This window comes from Variovorax sp. 22077 (assembly GCF_052044195.1).
GTDB classification, from domain to species: Bacteria; Pseudomonadota; Gammaproteobacteria; order Burkholderiales; family Burkholderiaceae_C; genus Variovorax; species Variovorax atrisoli.
Genome location: NZ_JBQEQC010000005.1, coordinates 335,900 through 354,084, shown reverse-complemented (window position 1 = coordinate 354,084; position 18,185 = coordinate 335,900). Strand labels below are relative to the sequence as shown.

Annotated in this window: 17 protein-coding genes; 6 read left to right on the top strand and 11 right to left on the bottom strand. The window is 67.4% G+C overall.

From position 1 onward, the window contains the following. Positions 1–106 precede the first annotated feature (106 nt). The 3 genes from uraD to ACTJLF_RS09900 are packed head-to-tail and all read right to left on the bottom strand — an operon-like array spanning position 107 to position 3,518. The gene (gene uraD, locus ACTJLF_RS09910) at positions 107–1,876 is read right to left on the bottom strand and encodes a 2-oxo-4-hydroxy-4-carboxy-5-ureidoimidazoline decarboxylase (RefSeq protein WP_440882980.1); all 1,770 of its coding nucleotides are present in this window, start codon (positions 1,874–1,876) and stop codon (positions 107–109) included. After that, on the bottom strand, positions 1,873–2,835 hold the full coding sequence (puuE, locus tag ACTJLF_RS09905; protein ID WP_019655079.1) for an allantoinase PuuE: 963 nt from the start codon (positions 2,833–2,835) through the stop codon (positions 1,873–1,875). The genes uraD and puuE overlap by 4 nt, the downstream gene beginning before the upstream one ends. Before the next feature lie 8 nt (positions 2,836–2,843). Continuing rightward, positions 2,844–3,518 carry a GntR family transcriptional regulator gene (locus ACTJLF_RS09900; RefSeq protein WP_019655080.1) on the bottom strand — a complete coding sequence of 225 codons (675 nt, stop codon included), beginning with the start codon at positions 3,516–3,518 and terminating at the stop codon, positions 2,844–2,846. A gap of 94 nt (positions 3,519–3,612) precedes the next feature. Between ACTJLF_RS09900 and uraH the strand changes: the two genes are divergently transcribed. Then, positions 3,613–3,963 carry a hydroxyisourate hydrolase gene (gene uraH, locus ACTJLF_RS09895; protein ID WP_019655081.1) on the top strand — a complete coding sequence of 117 codons (351 nt, stop codon included), beginning with the start codon at positions 3,613–3,615 and terminating at the stop codon, positions 3,961–3,963. An 8-nt stretch (positions 3,964–3,971) separates the two neighbouring features. Here uraH and ACTJLF_RS09890 read toward each other — a convergent pair whose 3' ends face one another. Further along, a complete protein-coding gene (locus ACTJLF_RS09890; protein ID WP_126185318.1) occupies positions 3,972–4,469 on the bottom strand; it encodes a hypothetical protein in 498 nt (165 codons plus the stop codon). A 56-nt stretch (positions 4,470–4,525) separates the two neighbouring features. Here ACTJLF_RS09890 and xdhC point away from each other — a divergent pair, with 56 nt between their 5' ends. The 4 genes from xdhC to ACTJLF_RS09870 all read left to right on the top strand — a co-directional run bounded on the left by xdhC (position 4,526) and on the right by ACTJLF_RS09870 (position 9,769). Then, positions 4,526–5,335, top strand: coding sequence for a xanthine dehydrogenase accessory protein XdhC (gene xdhC, locus ACTJLF_RS09885; protein ID WP_440882979.1), 810 nt, complete (start codon positions 4,526–4,528; stop codon positions 5,333–5,335). 218 nt (positions 5,336–5,553) lie between these two features. Beyond that, positions 5,554–6,759, top strand: a complete 1,206-nt coding sequence (locus ACTJLF_RS09880; protein ID WP_019655084.1) for a urate hydroxylase PuuD — start codon at positions 5,554–5,556, stop codon at positions 6,757–6,759. A gap of 78 nt (positions 6,760–6,837) precedes the next feature. Continuing rightward, positions 6,838–8,172, top strand: coding sequence for a glycerate kinase type-2 family protein (locus tag ACTJLF_RS09875; RefSeq protein ID WP_126185316.1), 1,335 nt, complete (start codon positions 6,838–6,840; stop codon positions 8,170–8,172). Between the two features lie 160 nt (positions 8,173–8,332). Beyond that, positions 8,333–9,769 (top strand): NAD-dependent succinate-semialdehyde dehydrogenase, encoded by a 1,437-nt coding sequence (locus ACTJLF_RS09870; protein WP_020723101.1) that lies wholly within the window; start codon positions 8,333–8,335, stop codon positions 9,767–9,769. A gap of 6 nt (positions 9,770–9,775) precedes the next feature. Here the strand turns inward: ACTJLF_RS09870 and ACTJLF_RS09865 are convergent, their stop codons facing one another. The 4 genes from ACTJLF_RS09865 to ACTJLF_RS09850 all read right to left on the bottom strand — a co-directional run bounded on the left by ACTJLF_RS09865 (position 9,776) and on the right by ACTJLF_RS09850 (position 15,251). Beyond that, positions 9,776–10,492, bottom strand: coding sequence for an MgtC/SapB family protein (locus ACTJLF_RS09865; RefSeq protein ID WP_440882978.1), 717 nt, complete (start codon positions 10,490–10,492; stop codon positions 9,776–9,778). Between the two features lie 91 nt (positions 10,493–10,583). After that, positions 10,584–13,349 carry a magnesium-translocating P-type ATPase gene (mgtA, locus tag ACTJLF_RS09860; protein WP_440882977.1) on the bottom strand — a complete coding sequence of 922 codons (2,766 nt, stop codon included), beginning with the start codon at positions 13,347–13,349 and terminating at the stop codon, positions 10,584–10,586. 805 nt (positions 13,350–14,154) lie between these two features. Continuing rightward, positions 14,155–14,646: a hypothetical protein gene (locus ACTJLF_RS09855; RefSeq protein ID WP_440882976.1), complete on the bottom strand. Its 492-nt coding sequence runs from the start codon at positions 14,644–14,646 to the stop codon at positions 14,155–14,157. Positions 14,647–14,696: 50 nt separating this feature from the next. Beyond that, positions 14,697–15,251 (bottom strand): hypothetical protein, encoded by a 555-nt coding sequence (locus tag ACTJLF_RS09850; RefSeq protein ID WP_440882999.1) that lies wholly within the window; start codon positions 15,249–15,251, stop codon positions 14,697–14,699. Here ACTJLF_RS09850 and ACTJLF_RS09845 point away from each other — a divergent pair. Next, positions 15,226–15,837 carry a low molecular weight protein-tyrosine-phosphatase gene (locus tag ACTJLF_RS09845; protein ID WP_440882998.1) on the top strand — a complete coding sequence of 204 codons (612 nt, stop codon included), beginning with the start codon at positions 15,226–15,228 and terminating at the stop codon, positions 15,835–15,837. The genes ACTJLF_RS09850 and ACTJLF_RS09845 overlap by 26 nt on opposite strands. Positions 15,838–15,840: 3 nt before the next feature. Here ACTJLF_RS09845 and ACTJLF_RS09840 read toward each other — a convergent pair whose 3' ends face one another. Genes ACTJLF_RS09840 through ACTJLF_RS09830 form a run of 3 tightly spaced genes read right to left on the bottom strand, consistent with a single transcriptional unit; the run spans position 15,841 to position 18,073 of the window. Then, a complete protein-coding gene (locus ACTJLF_RS09840) occupies positions 15,841–16,275 on the bottom strand; it encodes an acyl-CoA thioesterase (RefSeq protein ID WP_126185312.1) in 435 nt (144 codons plus the stop codon). Beyond that, the gene (locus ACTJLF_RS09835) at positions 16,275–17,576 is read right to left on the bottom strand and encodes a TRAP transporter large permease (protein ID WP_019655093.1); all 1,302 of its coding nucleotides are present in this window, start codon (positions 17,574–17,576) and stop codon (positions 16,275–16,277) included. The genes ACTJLF_RS09840 and ACTJLF_RS09835 overlap by 1 nt, the downstream gene beginning before the upstream one ends. Continuing rightward, positions 17,573–18,073 (bottom strand): TRAP transporter small permease, encoded by a 501-nt coding sequence (locus tag ACTJLF_RS09830; protein WP_019655094.1) that lies wholly within the window; start codon positions 18,071–18,073, stop codon positions 17,573–17,575. Before ACTJLF_RS09830 ends, ACTJLF_RS09835 begins: the two co-directional genes overlap by 4 nt. Between the last annotated feature and the right edge of the window lie 112 nt (positions 18,074–18,185).

The following is an 18,185-nucleotide window of genomic DNA, read 5'->3' as shown; positions in this document are numbered from 1 at the left end:
CTGATTCAGTTTCGGATCGCTGGTCGCTTGCCGAGAATTCTTTTCGCGAAACACCGTGGAACCGGCCTTGCCGGGCCACCGGTGTTACTCCCTCGAGGGGGTGAGCTCATTCAGCGGCGAGGTTTTCCAGCAGGAGCTGGAAGGCCTGCACGGCGAGCTGGATGTCGTCGTTGGTGCTCGATTCGAGCGGGTTGTGGCTGATGCCCGAGTTGATGCCGCGCACGAACAGCATCGCCTGCGGCATCACCTCGTGCAGCTTCATGGCGTCGTGGCCTGCGCCGCTGGGCATGCGGAAGAGCGGGATGCCCAGCGCGTCGACGGCCTTCTCCCAGCGCTGCTGCCAGGCAGGATCGCTCGGGGCGGCGGATGCGCGCATCGTTTCCTCGAGCTCGTAGCGCACGCCGCGGCGCTTGCAGATGTCCTTCAGCGCCGCGACCACGTCGCTGGCCAGCGCGTCGCGCTGCGCGTCGTTGGGCGCGCGCAGGTCGAGGCTGAACTTGCAGCGTCCCGGTACCACGTTGATCGAGCCGCTAGGCACTTCGAGCATGCCGACCGTGCCGACCGAGTCGCCGTCCTTGGCCGCGCGCTGCTCGGTGTAGAGGATCAGCTCGGCCACGGCCGCCGCCGCGTCGCGGCGGCGGTCCATCGGCGTGGTGCCGGCGTGGCTGGCCATGCCGATCACCTCGCCCACGTAGCGCACGCTGCCGTTGATGGAGGTGACGATGCCCAGTGGCAGGTCGAGCTCGCTGAGCACCGGCCCCTGCTCGATGTGCACCTCGACGAAGCCGAGGTAGCGTGCCGGATCGCGCTGGATCTTCGGGATGTCTTCCAGCTTCAGGCCCGCATGCTGCATGGCCTCGCGCATGGTGATGCCGTCGGCGTCCTTCTGGTCGAGCCAGCGCGGGTCGAAGTGGCCGATGAGCGCGCCCGAGCCCAGGAAGGTCGCCTTGTAGCGCTGGCCTTCCTCCTCGGCGAAGCCCACCACCTCGAAGGCGAAGGGCAGGCGCTTGTTCTGGCGCTTGAGTTCGCGCACGCAGGCCATCGGCACGAAGATGCCGAGGCGGCCGTCGTACTTGCCGCCGTTGCGCACGGTGTCGTAGTGGGAGCCGGTCAGCAGGGTCCTGGCGTCGGGCGTGGCGCCTTCATAGCGGCCGACCACGTTGCCGACCGCGTCGATGTGCACCGAATCGAAGCCCACGTCGCGCATCCAGCCCGCGATCTGCGCGGCACAGGCGCGGTGCGCGTCGGTCAGGTAGGTGACGGTGAGCTGGCCCTTCTCGGCATAGCCGGGGTCGGTGTGCACCGAGAGCTGCTCGTGCCAGTCCCACACGTCGTTGCCGAGCGTGATGTCGGCGGCGAACTTGTCGTCCAGGCGGATCTCGGCGATGCGGTGGATGTTGCGCAGCGCCTCGCCGAGCTCGAAGTCGGGGTGGTTGTGCAGCCGGCGCGCGAAGGTCTCGATGATCTCGCGCTTGGCCAGCCCGGTGCCGCGCGGGCCGCGCACGGCGAGGATGAAGGGGAAGCCGAACTTCGCGTTGTAGTCCGCGTTGAGCTGCTGGATCTTCGCGAACTCCTCGGGCGTGCAGTCGGTCAGGCCGGCCTTGCTCTGCTCGTTGGTCGATTCGGCCGTGAGCGTCTTGCTGACCATGGCCTTGCCGGCGAGCTCGGGGTGGGCGCGGATCAGGCCGACCTGCTCTTCGGCCGACGAGGCGGCCAGCGCCTGCACCAGCGCGTGCTTGAGGTGCGGCAGCGAGCGGAAGGGGCGCGCAGCGAGCGCACGTTCCGCGATCCAGGGCGAATGCTCGTAGATGCCGTCGAGCAGTGCGACGGCCTCGGCCGGCGCCGCGGCGTTGAGTTGGGCGATGGTGAGGCTCATGATGCGGCTCCGGCTTCAAAGGGATGCGCCTGCTTCCAGTGGCGCGCGATGTCGACGCGGCGGCAGACCCACACCTTGTCGTGGCTGGCGATGTGGTCGAGGAAACGCTGCAGCGCGGTGATGCGTCCCGGCCGTCCGAGCAGGCGGCAGTGCATGCCGATGCTCATCATCTTGGGGCTGTCGTCGCCGTCCGGGTCGCCTTCGGCGTAGAGCGCGTCGAAGCTGTCCTTCATGTACTGGAAGAACGGGTCGGCGTGCGAGTAGCCCTGCGGCAGCGCGAAGCGCATGTCGTTGCAGTCGAGCGTGTAGGGCACGATGAGCTGCGGCACCACGGTGCCGTCGGTCTTCTGCACCTTCATCCAGAAGGGCAGGTCGTCGCCGTAGTAGTCGCTGTCGTACTCGAAGCCGCCGTAGTCGGCCACGAGGCGGCGGGTGCGGGGGCTGTCGCGGCCGGTGTACCAGCCCACGGCGCGCTCGCCGGTGAGCTTCTCGATGGCTTCCATGCCCAGGCGCATGTGCTCGCGCTCGGTGGCCTCGTCGATGTTCTGGTAGTGGATCCAGCGCCAGCCGTGGCAGGCGATCTCGTGGCCCAGTTCCTTGAAGGCGGCGGTCAGCTCGGGGTGGCGCTGCAGCGCCATGCCCACGCCGAACACGGTCAGCGGCAGGCCGCGCTTCTCGAACTCGCGCAGGATGCGCCACACGCCCACGCGCGAGCCGTACTCGTAGATGCCTTCCATGCTGATGTGCCGGTCGGGAAAGCTCGCCGGGTTGAACATCTCGGAGAGGAACTGCTCGGAGCCCGCGTCGCCGTGCAGCGTGGCGTTCTCGCCGCCTTCCTCGTAGTTCAGCACGAACTGCACGGCGACGCGCGCGCCGCCGGGCCAGCGGGCATGGGGCGGGTTGCGGCCGTAGCCGATCAGGTCGCGCGGGTAGGGCAGGGTGGAGTCGTAGACGGTCATTGTGTGGATCAGGACAGCGCCAGCGAGATGTCGTTGGTCGGGACCTTGCGGTCGAAGGTGAGGTTGGCCTCGACGTGCTCGAGGTGTTCGGTCATGAGGCGCACGGCGCGCTCCTCGTCGCGTGCCGCCAGGGCCTTCACGATGTCGGCGTGCTCGTCGTTGGAGTGCTCGGCCGCGCTGGCGCTCTGGTACATCAGCGTGATGAGGGCGCAGCGCGAGATGAGCTCGCCCAGGATCTGCGCCAGCACCTGGTTGCCCATGAGCTCGGCCATGCGCACGTGGAAGTCGCCGAGCAGCTCGGTGCGCCCGGAAACGTCTTCGCCCGACACGGCGGACTTCTCCAGCGCCACGTGCTCCTTCAGCGCCTTGATCTTGGCGGGCGTGACGGTGCGCACGAACTCGCGCGTCATTTCGGCCTCGAGCATGCGGCGCACGGCGAACACCTGCTTGGCCTCGTCGACCGCGGGCGCCGCCACGAAGGCGCCGCGCGCGGGCTCCAGCCGGATGAGCTTGTTCTGCGAGAGCTGGAACAGCGCCTGGCGCACCAGCGTGCGCGAGACGCCGAAGTGATCGGCCAGCTTCTGCTCGGCCAGCTTGGTGCCGGGCTGAAGCCGGTGCTCGACGATGGCCTTCGTGAGGGCATCGACGATCGAACGGGTGGTGGAGGACTCCATGTTTTTCATGATAGACCCAAAGCCGGTAACTGTATACACTTTTGTCCACCGGAATTTCCCGCACCCACCGATCCGAGTTCTTCGGACTTTCAAGGAGCGCCCCATGGGCCTGAGCACTCACGTACTGGACACGATGCATGGCGGCCCCGCGGCCGGCATGGAGGTCGCGCTCTACACCACCGACGGCGAAGCCGCCACGCTGGTGAAGCGCTTCACGCTGAATTCGGACGGCCGCAGCGACGGGCCCCTCTACGACAACAACTCGCTGAAGGTCGGCACCTACCGCCTGGTGTTCGACGTGGCCGGCTACTTCAAGGCCCTGGGCGTCAAGCTGCCGGAGCCGAACTTCCTGAACAAGGTCTCGCTGGACTTCGGCGTGGCCCACACCGACCAGCACTACCACGTGCCGCTGCTCGTGAGCCCGTGGAGCTACTCCACCTACCGCGGCTCCTGAGCCGGGCGTCAGTCGCCTTGTTGCTGGCCTTCGGTCAGGGTGTCGAGTTGGAAACGTCCGCTCTCGTCCCACAGCCAGGTGTCCGTCCAGGTGACGGAACCCAGGCGCGTTGCCGGAGGGAAGGGCGACGCCTTCAGCACCGTGCGCTCGATCTCGGCGATCACTTCGGGCGCATGCTTGGGCGCGCGCAGCCAGTGCATCGAACGCACCTTGCCGCCCGCGTCGATGTTCACCTCGAGCGTGCCGACCGCGTACAGCACCGGCGGCAGCTGTCCCTTGTAGATGCGCGAGCGGTTGGCGTCGTAGACATGGCGCGCGGCATCGCGGCGATAGGCGCGCGCGGAAGAAGCGCTGGACGCGGACGGCACCGGCCCGGCCCCGACATCGGCGCTGGCCCCGCTCAACTGGCCGGGAACCGACCCGGTGGAACCGCAGCCTGCGAGCCACAGGGCCGAAACAACAGAAGCTGCAAGTGCGAGGCGGCGAGGCGTAAGCTGGCGATTCATGGCCGGGTTTATACCGTGAGTCGTCGCGCGCCCGGCAACCGAAGGTATCGATGACGATGAGCGGTGCGGTCGATCAATTGCTGGCGCGCCTGCGCCACGAAGACGCGGTGCTGGTGCGCGTCGAGTCCACGCAGGGCTCGGCGCCGCGCGAGGCCGGGACCTGGATGGCCGTGTGGGCCGAGGGCCTCACCGCCACCATCGGCGGCGGGCAGCTGGAGTTCCAGGCGACCAGGGAAGCGCGCGAGCTGCTGGCCGGCACGCGCAAGCCTTTCGACGGCATCCAGCGCTATCCGCTCGGGCCCAGCCTGGGGCAGTGCTGCGGCGGGGTGATGTTCCTCTCCTACGAGCGCATCACTGCCGCCGATGCGCCGAGGCTGCAGCAGGCTCTGGTCGCGCAGCTCGAGCCCGTGGCCCTCTTCGGCGGCGGGCACGTGGGCGCGGCGCTCGCCCGGCTGCTGTCGGCGCTGCCGTTCTCGGTGCGCTGGATCGACAGCCGCGACGGCGTCTTCCCCGACGAACTGCCCGTGCAGATCGACACCGAGCACTCCGAGCCGGTGCAGGACGCCGTGGCCTCGCTCGCGCCGGGCAGCCGCGTGCTCATCATGAGCTTCAGCCACGCCGAAGACCTCGACATCGTCATCGCCTGCCTGAAGCGCCTGCGCGAGCGAAACGACCTGCCCTACGTCGGACTGATCGGCAGCAAGACCAAGTGGGCCACCTTCAGCCACCGGCTGGAGGCGCGCGGCTTCACGGCGGACGAACTGGCCCGCATCACCTGCCCGATCGGCGTGCCCGGCATCACGGGCAAGGAGCCGGAGGTCATCGCCGTGGCGGTGGCGGCACAGTTGTTGCAATCGCTGGGCTGAACAGGGTTTTCCCGGCGGTCGCGCCCTAAAAAAGCACCCCGTCTCTTGCCAAAACTGTATACACTTCCGGTCCACAACAAGCCGCAGCGGAGCGAGGCCCATCTTTCCATGGAGCCTGCGTTCGCGGCACTTTCTCTGCTTACAGCGCCCGCGGTGGTGAGCAGGCTGAAACCCGTTCCTGGCGTCCCCACGCGCCAATCGGGTTGAGAGAGAAGCATATGGAAAGCTACTACCTCGACTGGGCCAACCTGCTGCTGCGCTGGGTCCACGTCATCACCGCCATCGCCTGGATCGGCGCCTCCTTCTACTTCGTGATGCTGGACAACAGCCTCGAGAAGCCGCAGGACCAGGAATCGCTCGACAAGGGCGTGGGCGGCGAGCAATGGGCCGTGCACGGCGGCGGCTTCTACAACATGCAGAAGTACGCGCTGGCGCCCAAGAAGCTGCCGGACCACCTGCACTGGTCGTACTGGGAGAGCTACTCCACCTGGATCACGGGTTTCTCGCTCTTCACGATGTCGTACCTGTGGAACGCGAGCACCTACCTCATCGACAAGTCGAAGATGGACTGGCAGCCCGGCGCCGCCATCGCGGTGGCGCTGGCCTTCTTCGTCGTGTTCTGGATGGTCTACGACGGCATCTGCCAGATCTTCGGGCGACGCAAGCACGGCGACACCATCGTCGGCGTGCTGATCGCCGTCTTCATCGCCTTCGCGACCTGGCTGGCCTGCCAGTGGTTCGCGGGCCGCGCGGCCTTCCTGCTGGTGGGCGCCATGATGGCCACGACCATGAGCGGCAACGTGTTCTTCTGGATCATCCCCGGCCAGCGCAAGAACGTGGCGGCGCTGCGCGAAGGCAAGCCGGTCGACCCGGTGCACGGCCAGCGCGGCAAGCAGCGCAGCGTGCACAACACCTACTTCACGCTGCCGGTGCTGTTCGCGATGCTGAGCAACCACTACAGCTTCGCCTACACGCACAAGTACAACTGGATCGTGCTGCTGCTGATCATGCTCGGCGGCGCGGCCATCCGCCAGTTCTTCGTGGTGCGGCACCGCTTCAAGCTGGGCAATGCGGGCAATCCGCTGCCTTACGCGCTGGTGGGCATCGTGGTGCTGGGCCTGACCATCGTCTGGATGAAGCCCGAGCCGGTCGCCGCGCCCGCAGTGGCCGCCGCCGCACCCGCGGTGCAGTTCAAGGACGTGCAGAAGGTGCTCGAGCAGCGCTGCTTCATGTGCCACGGCCCCGCCGTGCAGATGAAGAACGTGCGGGTCGATTCGCCCGAACAGGTTGCTGCCCACGCCCAGGCCATCTACCAGCAGGTGGTGGTCACCAAGATCATGCCGATGAACAACGCCACGGGCATCACCGACGAAGAGCGGGCACTCATCGGCCGCTGGTTCCAGGGCGGCGCAAAGACCAACTAGTCAGACGGAAGTTGACCGGCGGCAAGCGGGGCCGGTCGCGGTCCGCAGCACAATCGCCGGATTGGAGACAAAGCAGCAATGACGACCGCATCGACCCCGGCCCCCGATCCGCGCGAAGCCCCGCGCGCCTTCCTCGAACATCTCTACCGCGTGGCGGTGGACCGCGCGCTGCCGCTGTCCACGCTGGGCGCCCATCTGCCGCCGCCACCGAAGAAGGGCCGCACCCTGGTGCTGGGCGCCGGCAAGGCCGGCGGCTCTATGGTGCATGCGCTGGAGGCCCTGTGGCCGGCCGATGCGCCGCTCTCCGGCCTGGTCGTCACGCGCTATGACCACATTCCGCCGCGCCCCGAGGGCGTTCCGCAGCGCATCGAGATCGTCGAGGCCGCACACCCCGTGCCTGACGAGGCGGGCCAGCAGGCGGCGGAGCGCATCCTCGCGCTGACGAAGGGGCTCACGGCCGACGACCTCGTGCTGTGCCTCATTTCCGGCGGCGGCTCGTCGCTGCTGGTACTGCCGGCCGAGGGGCTGACGCTGGCCGACAAGCAGCGCATCAACAAGCAGCTGCTCGAAAGCGGCGCGAACATCGGCGAGATGAACTGCGTGCGCAAGCACCTCTCGCGCATCAAGGGCGGCCGTCTGGCCGCGGCATGCGCGCCGGCACGGGTGGTGACGCTGACCATCAGCGACGTGCCCGGCGACGATCCGGCCGTCATCGCCAGCGGCCCGACCGTGCCCGACGCCACCACCTGCGCCGATGCGCTCGCCATCCTCGACCGCTACGGGATCGAGGTGCCTGCCCCCGTGCGTGCACGCCTCGAAAGCGGCGAACTCGAGACGCCCAAGCCGAACGACGCAGTCTTCAAGGGCCACGAGACGCACATGATCGCCACCCCGCAGCAGTCGCTCGAAGCGGCGGCCAGGGCGGCGCGCGAGGCCGGTGTCGAGGCGCACATCCTCAGCGACGAGATCGAGGGCGAATCGCGCGAGGTCGGCAAGGTGCACGCCGCGCTGGCGCGCGCGGTCGCGCATCGCGGCGAGCCTTTCGCACGGCCCTGCGTGATTCTTTCGGGCGGCGAGACCACCGTCACGATCCGCCCCCGCCAGCCGGGCCAGGCCAAGGGCCGGGGCGGACGCGCGGGCGAGTTCTGCATGGGACTGGCCGGCGCGCTCATGGGCCAGCCGCAGGTGTGGGCGCTGGCCGCCGACACCGACGGCATCGACGGCGTGGAGGACAACGCCGGCGCCTTCGTCACGCCCGACACGCTGGTACGCGCCGGTGCTGCGGGAAAGAAGCTGTCCGATCACCTCGACCGCAACGACGCCTATGGCTACTTCGACGCGATCGGCGACCTGTTCGTGACCGGCCCGACGAACACCAACGTCAACGACTTCCGCGCGTTGCTGATCCTTTAGCGGGGGTGTTCGCCGTCCTCCGGCGGCCTTGCCGAACTCGGGTTAATCTATGCCCCTGGCGGCCTTCGGGCCGCCGCTTGTCGCCTGCGCACCGCTTCGGTGCCGCGCCGGACATCCAGATTCCCCTTTCAATCTCCAGTCTTCGAAGGAAAAGCTCGCCATGACCTACACCGACACCCGCCTGCTGATCGACAACGAATGGGTCGACGCCACCGGCGGCAAGACGCTGGACGTCGTGAACCCTGCCACCGGCAAGGCCATCGGCAAGGTGGCGCATGCCAGCATCGCCGACCTCGACCGCGCCCTGGCTGCCGCGCAGCGCGGCTTCGAAGCCTGGCGCAACACCCCCGCCAACGAGCGCGCCGCCGTCATGCGCCGCGCCGCGGGCCTGATCCGCGAACGCGCCGCCGAAATCGCCAAGCTGCTCACGCAGGAGCAGGGCAAGCCGCTGGGCGAGGCCAAGGTCGAGACCATGGCCGCCGCCGACATCATCGAATGGTTCGCCGACGAAGGCCGCCGCGTCTACGGCCGCATCGTGCCCTCGCGCAACCTGGCCGCGCAGCAGCTGGTGCTGAAGGAGCCCCTGGGCCCCGTCGCCGCGTTCACGCCCTGGAACTTCCCGATCAACCAGATCGTGCGCAAGCTCGGTGCCGCGCTGGCCACCGGCTGCTCCTTCCTGGTGAAGGCCCCCGAGGAGACCCCGGCCTCGCCCGCCGCGCTGCTGCGCGCCTTCGTCGACGCGGGCATCCCGCCCGGCGTGGTCGGCCTGGTGTTCGGCAACCCCGCCGAGATCTCGAACTACCTGATCGCCCACCCGATCATCCGCAAGGTCACCTTCACGGGCTCGACCCCGGTCGGCAAGCAGCTGGCCGCGCTGGCCGGCCAGCACATGAAGCGCGTGACGATGGAGCTCGGCGGCCATGCCCCGGTGATCGTCGCCGAAGACGCCGACGTGGCGCTGGCCGTGAAGGCCGCCGGCGCCGCCAAGTTCCGCAATGCGGGCCAGGTCTGCATCTCGCCGACCCGCTTCCTGGTGCACAACAGCCTGCGCAACGAGTTCGCGAGCCTGCTGGTCAAGCACGCCGAAGGCCTCAAGCTCGGCGACGGCCTCGCCGAGGGCACCAACATCGGCCCGCTGGCCAATGCGCGCCGCCTCACCGCCATGGCCCACGTGCTGGAAGACGCCCGCAAGAAGGGCGCCACCGTCGCCACCGGCGGCGAGCGCGTCGGCGATGCCGGCAACTTCTTCGCGCCCACCGTGCTGACCGACGTGCCGCTGGACGCCGACGTGTTCAACAACGAACCCTTCGGCCCCATCGCTGCCATCCGCGGCTTCGACACGCTGGAAGAAGCGATCACCGAAGCCAACCGCCTGCCTTTCGGCCTGGCCGGCTACGCTTTCACCAAGTCGATCAAGAACGCGCACCTGCTGAGCCAGAAGCTCGAGCTGGGCATGCTCTGGATCAACCAGCCCGCAACCCCCTCGCCGGAAATGCCTTTCGGCGGCGTGAAGGATTCGGGCTACGGCTCGGAAGGCGGCCCCGAGGCGCTCGAGGCCTACCTGAACACTAAGGCGGTTTCGATCCTCGGCGTCTGACGCGCTTCACTCCTCGGCGGTGGCATTCCAGAAGGCCTGCTGCACGCCGTCGAGCGCTTCCAGATCCGCGATGACGCGGTCGAGCTCCGCGGGCTCGACCGCCGTCGCATAGAGCGTCGCGCCGATCTCGGTGTCGGCCGGCCCGAAGGGGTGCTGGTCGACATCGCGCACCGGATAGTTCGCGGCCTCCAGCAACACCAGCAACTGGTCGAGCACCTCGGGCCGCGCGGCGCGCGAGCAGATCACGCGCACCACGTAGGTCGCTTCGCTGCTTTCCTCGCTGATCGGCTGGCGGTTGATGCGGTTCACCACCGGACGCAGAAGCGTATTGCTCGCCAGCACGAAGAGCGCCGCGATCAGCGCCTCGCCCAGCAGGTCGGCGCCCGCGCAGGCGCCCACCGCCGCCGACCCCCACAGCGTCGCCGCCGTGTTCAGCCCCGTGACGTTCGCGCCCTCTTTCATGATCGCACCGGCGCCCAGGAAGCCGATGCCCGACACCACGTAGGCCACCACGCGCACCGCACCGCCGCTGCCATCGAGCCGGTAGGCCATGTCGACGAACACCGCCGCGCCCACGGCCACCAGCGTGTTGGTGCGAAGACCCGCCGTGCGCTGCCGTATCTGGCGCTCCAAGCCGATCACCGAGCCGAGGATGAACGCAGCGGCCACGCTGACCAGGGTGTCGAGCAGCGAGGCCAGGTTGATGTTGTGGATGACTTGCATCGATGGGTTCCTTCTTCTTGTTGATGTCGGTCCGCAGTTTGCAGCCGCCCGGCTTCATGAACATGTCATGAAACCGGACGGCCTCGATAGGTCACTGCCACCCATACCTGCGCGCATACCACCCCTTCACCGCCTGCGTCAGCAACGCGTACCCCACCAGCATCGCCACGAGCCACGGGAAGTACGCCAGCGGCAGCGCCTGCAGCTTGAAGTAGTGCGACAGCGGCCCCATCGGCAGCCAGATGCCCGCGGCGGCGATCGCGGCGCCCATGATGAGCAGCGGCCATGCGGCGCGGCTTTGCAGGAACGGGATCTTGCGGGTGCGGATCAGGTGCACGATCAGCGTCTGCGACAGCAGGCCTTCGACGAACCAGCCCGACTGGAAGAGCGTCTGGTGCTCCACCGAGTTGGCGGCGAAGACGAACCACATCACCGTGAAGGTGAGGATGTCGAACACCGAGCTTAGCGGGCCGAAGAACACCATGAAGCGGCCCAGGTCGGCCGGGTTCCAGCGCTGCGGGCTCTTGAGGAACTCGTCGTCGACGTTGTCGAACGGAATGGCGATCTGCGACACGTCGTACAGCAGGTTCTGCACCAGCAGATGCAGCGGCAGCATCGGCAGGAAGGGCAGGAAGGCGCTGGCCACCAGCACCGAGAACACGTTGCCGAAGTTCGAGCTCGCGGTGAGCTTGATGTACTTGAGCATGTTGGCGAAGGTGCGGCGGCCCTGGACCACGCCTTGCTCCAGCACCATCAGGCTCTTCTCCAGCAGGATGATGTCGGCCGACTCCTTGGCCACGTCCACCGCGCTGTCCACCGAGATGCCGATGTCCGCGGCACGCAGCGCGGGCGCGTCGTTGATGCCGTCGCCCATGAAGCCCACCACGTGCCCGTTGGCATGCAGCGCGTGCACGATGCGTTCCTTGTGCGCGGGCGTGAGCTTGGCGAAAACCTGGTGCGCCTCGACGACCAGCTTCACGTCGGCATCGACCATTTCCTCGATCTCAGCGCCGAGAACGATGCGGCCCACTTCGAGGCCCACGTCGGCGCAGACCTTGCGCGTGACCAGCTCGTTGTCGCCCGTCAGCACCTTCACCGCCACGCCGTGCTCGGCCAGCGCACGCAGCGCGGGGGCGGTCGATTCCTTCGGCGGATCGAGAAAGGCCACGTATCCGAGCAGCGTGAGCCCCGACTCGTCGGCCACGCCGTAGGCCGGCTTCTGCTCCTCGACCTTCAGCGAGCGGCTGGCCACGGCCACCACGCGCAGTCCCTGGGCATTGAGCTGCGAGGCCACGCTGTGGATGCGCGCGAGCACGTCGGCGTCGAGCGACAGCACTTCCGCGCCGCGTTCGACCGAGGTGCACACCGAGAGGATTTCTTCCAGCGCGCCCTTGCAGATCAGCAGGTGCTCGCTGCCGCCGTTGGCCACCACCACCGACATGCGGCGGCGCGAGAAGTCGAAGGGCACTTCGTCGATCTTGCGATAGGCGGTCTGCAGGCGGGTTTCGAGCTGCATCTCGGCGTGGCTCAGCACGGCCTTGTCCAGCAGGTTCTTCAGCCCCGTTTGGTGGAAGCTGTTGAGGTAGGCCAGCTGCAGCACGTGGTCGGACTGCTCGCCCCATGCGTTGGTATGGCGCTCGAGCACGATGCGGTCCTGCGTCAGCGTGCCGGTCTTGTCGGTGCACAGCACGTCCATGGCGCCGAAGTTGTGGATGGCCTCCAGCCGCTTCACGATCACCTTCTGGCGCGACATCACCACCGCGCCCTTGGCCAGCGTGGCGGTCACGATCATCGGCAGCATCTCGGGCGTGAGGCCGACCGCGATCGACAGCGCGAACAGCGCCGCCTCCCACCAGTCGCCCTTGGCCACGCCGTTGATCACCAGCACCAGCGGCGCCATCACCAGCATGAAGCGGATCAGCACCCAGCTCACGCGGTTGATGCCGGCCTGGAAGGCGCTCGTGCCGCGGTCGGTGGCCGTCACGCGCTGGGCCAGCGCGCCGAAGAAGGTGCGGTCGCCCGTATGCACGATCACCGCGGTGGCGGTGCCGCTGATCACGTTGGTGCCCATGAAGAGCAGGTTCTCGCGTTCGAGCACGCCTGCTGCGTGGTCGCCGCGGTCGACCACGAACTTCTCGACCGGCATCGCCTCGCCCGTCAGCGCCGACTGGCTGATGAAGAGGTCCTTGGCCGTGATCAGACGGCAGTCGGCCGGGATCATGTCGCCGGCCGAAAGCGCGATCACCTCGCCCGGCACCAGGTCGCGCATCGGCACCTCCACGCGCACCGTGCCGGCGTGCGTGGTGTCGAAGCCTTCGTCGCCCGCCGCGCCCGCCTTGTGGCCCGGGGCGGGGCGCAGCACGGTGGAGGTGTTGCTCACCATCGCCTTGAGCCGGTCGGCCGCCTTGTTGGAGCGCGACTCCTGCAGGAAGCGCAGCACCGTCGACAGCACCACCATGCTGCCGATCACCAGCGTGGCCTTCATGTCTTCGGTGACGTAGGAGACCAGCGCCAGCACTGTCAGCAGCAGGTTGAACGGATTGCGGTAGCACTGCCAAAGGTGCTGCCACCAGCGAAGCGGCTGCTCGTGGCGCACCTCGTTGCTGCCGAGGCGCTTGCGCAGCACCTGCGCATGGCCTTCGCTGAGGCCTCGCGGCGAACTGCCGAGCTTGACCAGCATCTCGCCGGCGTCGGTGCGCGAGGCGGCGTTCAGCGCCTTCGCGATGTCGGGCGGCATGCTGACGGAGCCGGTTCCGACTGGCTTCGAGCCCAGCAGCGTCTGCCAGCGCTCGAAGTGGTGCAGCATGTGGCGGCTGCGCAGGAAGCTTTCGAAAAAGGACTTGAGGACGTTCTTCATGATGTTCTCCTTCGGGGCGGCCGCCACTGCCGCCCGCGGAAGGAGAACCCCGGCGTCGATCAGCCGGCCGGGCGCACCCCTCTGCAAGGCGCGGCAGCGGGCCGCGTCATTGTTGGAATAGGTCTGGACGAAGGGGGCGCGCTATGGCGCCAACAAGAGGCGGGGTCCATGGTGTGCTCCTGGGTTGCTTGCGAGTTGCTTGAAAGTCAGAGGTGTGAAGCGCGGATCAGCGGCGGGGCACGCAGATCGGCTGCAGCAGCAGATAGCTGCGGATGCGGCGCGTGGTCCAGAGCGCCGCAGCCTGGTCGAGCTTGGCATCCACGGCAGGCGCGGCTTCCGCCGCTGTCGGGGCGGCGTGCGCAGGCACGTGCGCCGACGGACGAACACGCGGCTGTTCGTGCGGCTGACGACGAAGATGAAAGTGACGCATGACAAGGCTCCTTCGCACAGAAGGGCCTCGCGCACGGATGCACGCAAGCTGACTGAAATAGTCAGTGACGAAGAACGAAGGGAATCGGGAGGAGGGAGCCGCTCGCCAGGCCGGCAAGCGGGTCACGCTGTGTGCAACGACCGGCACGCAGCGCGGGAGAAGCCTGCGCTAGAGGGCCGGATGTGTCACGCCTGCCGAGGCACGCGTCTTGTCACTGATCCAACTGGCACTGTCCACGCACGGGGCTCCGAAATGAAGATTTCCAGATTGTTGCACCGCGTCACGGATGCGTCAACCATTGGGAATGGCTTCTCGCAATGCGGAAGGGTCTTCTCTCGATCGAGTCGCGATCCGCACAAGACCCTCCGGGCACGTCTATGCCGTCGCCGCTCGCTTTCTCCATGCCAGACCGCCCGCCACTGCCAGAACGAGGCCCAGGCCCAGCAGGAACATGCCGAGGGCATTGCCTCCGATCTCGCTGTTGTTGCTCGCACTGATGGCACGGGCCGCGGCATTGGCATCGGTCGCCGTCATGGCGGTGGCGAAGGCCGACTCCTTGCACCGCCCGAGCATCTCTGCGCCCTGATCTTTCATGCGCTCCTGGCATTTCGCCACCGTCGTGGCATCGGCCGCTGGCGCCGTGCCCCCGAAAGTGAGCAGCGCGCCTGCAATCAAAAGGATCGCGCCGACCACAAGCAGTACCAAAGGGTTTTTCCTCACCTGACCTCCATCGAGTTTTTTCGCGCTCTGTACATCGTTGGCTGCAGCGCGCGACCTCAGCATATCCAGCGCGCGCCGTTCGAGGCGGCCCGGAATGAAGGCCGGAAACCCGTGCGCTTGTAGTCTTCCGGCGTCCGGTGCAGGCACCTGGACGCGATCGATCTCCGCGCAGCCTGCGGATGCGTCGCGGCAAGGTGCTAAGGACTTTGAGGTCGCAGGTAGCCCGCGTAGCACTCGGGACTCTTGTCGCTGCCCTGTACGCAGTCGGAGTGTCGATACAGCGCTTCGATCTCCATCACGGGAACCGGCTTGTCCAGAAGCATCTGTTGCCCGGTCACATGGCCTTCGAGGCTCACCAGCGTGAACTGGGCCACCAGATCCCGGTCGTAGTGTCCCGGGCCGCAGGCAACGAAATTCTGCGCATCGCGCGGCCACTGCAGCACGCCTCGTGCGTCGAAAGTGGCATGCAGCAGGGTGAAGCACTGGCGAGCGTCGTCACGCGACTCGATGGCGTTGATGCCGCCGCTCCAGCGTACCCGGGCACCCCGCGCCCCAGGTGCCAGCGCCTGGGCCGGAGAGAGATCGACGACCGGGTCCTTGGACGCCAGCGCAGCTCGACCGCCATCGAGACCCGCGGTGGCCGCGGAATGCCGTGCGGTTGCTGCCTCGCGATCGGCAGGGGTCGCACAGGCCGCCAGAAGGGCGGCGGTGCAGAGCAGGGCGGCGATGTGCAGGGGGCGATGCAAGGGCATCGTTCCATCCTACTGGCAACGCAGATCGCCGGCGCGGTCGCGGGTCCGGTCGGGCGCGGGAAGTGCTCCGTCTCCGTGGGATGAAAATACCGTTCCACCTTCCTTCTTGCCGCAATTGAAAACTCCGTCGATTCTGTTCATCTGTACTGGCAACATCTGCAGGTCCCCCACGGCCCACGTGCTGCTCATGCACAAGGCCCGCGCGACTGGCTTGGATGTCGAAGTCGACAGCGCCGCCATCTCGGACGAGGAGCGGGGCAATCCACCGGACCGGCGCTCCGTGGCCGAGGCGAAGCGCCGCGGCATCACGATGCACGCTCATGTCGCGCGGCAAGTCCGCAAGTCCGACTTCGATCGCTTCGACCTGATCATCGGCATGACCGCCCAGCATTGCGCCGCGCTGCGCAGGCTGGCTCCTGCTGGAACAGAAGACAAGATCCACCTGTTCACCGAGTACGCCGAGGGCATCGAAGGCGACGTGCCCGACCCGTGGTATGGCGGGCAGAAGGACTTCATCGAAGTCTTCGACCTGATCGACCATGGCGTCGCCGGCCTGCTCGCGAAGCTTCAGGCCGAGGCGCGCTGAAGCCTATTCGCAGAGCGCTCGTATCGATGGCGGAATCGCCACGGCCCGTATCCCGCCGCCCTCGCGCTTCGCCGCGAAGATGCGCACCTCCTCGCACTCGAGGATCAGGTCGTCCCCGCGCGTCACGCGGTAGGTCTGCACGAAGCTCTTCTCGCGCCACTCGATGATGCGCACCGCGACGCTCAGCGTGTCGCCATAGCTTGCGGACTTCACGAAGCGGGTGTGCGTGTCGACCAGCGGCGTGCCGATCACGCCCAGCGTCTGCGTGGTTTCTTCCCAGCGCGGCACGCCGCATTCGGCGAAGAAGTGGCGCGAGGCCGCGTCGATCCAGCGGAAGAAGTTGGGAAACCAGACGATGCCGGCGGGGTCGCAGTCGCCGAACTCCACGCGCACGGTGTAGACGACTTCCTTGGTTGAAGTGGTGCTTGTATTGCTCATCAGCCCATTCTCGTCGGCAGCCACAAGGCGATGATGGGGAACGCGATCAGGATCACCAGCCGCACGATGTCGGTCACGATGAACGGCAGCACGCCCTTGAAGATGGTGGTGAAGCTCACGTCCTTCACCACGCTCTTGATGACGAACACGTTCATGCCTACCGGCGGGTGGATCAGGCCGAGCTCGACGGTCATCACGATGATCACGCCGAACCAGATCGGGTCGAAGCCCAGGTGCACGATCACCGGATAGATGATGGGCACGGTCAGGATGATCATCGCCATCGCATCCATCAGGCAGCCCAGCACCAGGTACATGAGCATGATGAGCGCCAGCACGCCGTAGCGGCCGATGCCCAGGCCGGTGAGGAATTCGGTGAGCTTCTGCGGGCTCTGCGTGATGGTGAGGAAGTAGCCGAACAGCAGCGCGCCGATCAGCACCGTGAACACCGCCGCCGCCGTGCGCGTGGCCGACAGCAGCGCCTCGCGGATCTTCGGGCCGTCGAGCTTGCGCCGCACCAGCCCGAGGATGAAGGCGCCGCTCGCGCCGACGCCGCCCGCCTCGGTCGGCGTGAAGAAGCCGCCGTACAGGCCGCCGATGACGAACACGAACAGCACCAGCGGCGCCCACACGTTCTTCAGGTCCTTCAGGCGTTCCGACCACGGCTTGACCTCGCCGCCGGGCAGCCAGCCGGGCCGCGTCTTCACGATGACCGCGATGGTCAGCACGTACATCGCCATCGCGAGGATGCCCGGCACGATGCCCGCCATGAAGAGCTTGCCGATGTCCTGCTGCGTGAGGATGGCGTACACCGCGAGCACGGTCGATGGCGGCAGGATCGCGCCCAGCGTGCCGCCCGCGGCGATCACGCCGGTGGAGAACGACTGCGGATAGTTGAAGCGCCGCATCTCCGGATAGGCCACCGCCGAGAAGGTGGCGGCCGTGGCCACCGACGATCCGCAGATCGCCGCGAAACCGCCGCAGGCCACCACGGTGGCCACGCCCAGGCCGCCGCGCAGGTGGCCGATCATCGAGTTGGCGGCCTTGAAGAGCTCGCGGCTCACGCCCGAGACCGACACCAGCGCGCCCATCAGCATGAACATCGGGATCACGCCGAAGGTGTAGTCGGTCACCGTGCGCATGGAGGTCTGGCCCACCAGCTTCAGCGCAGGCCCGGGGCCGACGAGGTAGCTGTAGCCCACCACGCCCACCAGGCCCATCGCCATGCCGACCGGCACGCGCAACAGCATCAATACGAAAAGGGCGACGAAGCCCAACACTGCGACTGCATCGGGGCTCATTCGTCGGCCTTCTGTTCTGCGTGAACTTCTTCGAGTTGTTCGGGATGGAAGATGAGCCGGTAGGTGCGGATGGCGATCAGCAGCACGGCGCAGACGTCGCCGGCCCAGGCCACGGCGTAGAAGGGCCAGGTCGGGATGTTGAGGTCGTAGGTCTGCACGTTGTCGACATAGGTGCCGCGCACCTTGTCGAACAGCATGATGGTCTGCACCGCCACCACGAAGAGCAGTACCAGCGTGGCGAACACGTCGATGGCGCGCTTCATGCGCGGGCCCGCCGCCGTCCACACCAGGTCGACCGTGATGTGGCCGCCGCGGTAGCTGGTGGCCGCGATGCCCCAGAAGATCAGGATGCCCAGCAGCATGCGGCCGAAGTCGTAGGCGTCGGGGATCGAGGTGTCGAAGAACTTGCGCAGCACCACGGCCACGAAGATGTTGAGCGCGACGATCCCCACGAAGATGGCGGCAAGCCATTCGATCGTGTTGATCGCACGGTCCATAGCGCTTCGCTTCATTGGCTCGCCCCCCAGGCTTCGCGCACTTCGTGTCGCTTCGCCAACCCCCCTACCGGGGGGCGGGCCGGCCGCTTCGGGCGGCCGTGCGCGGCGGCCC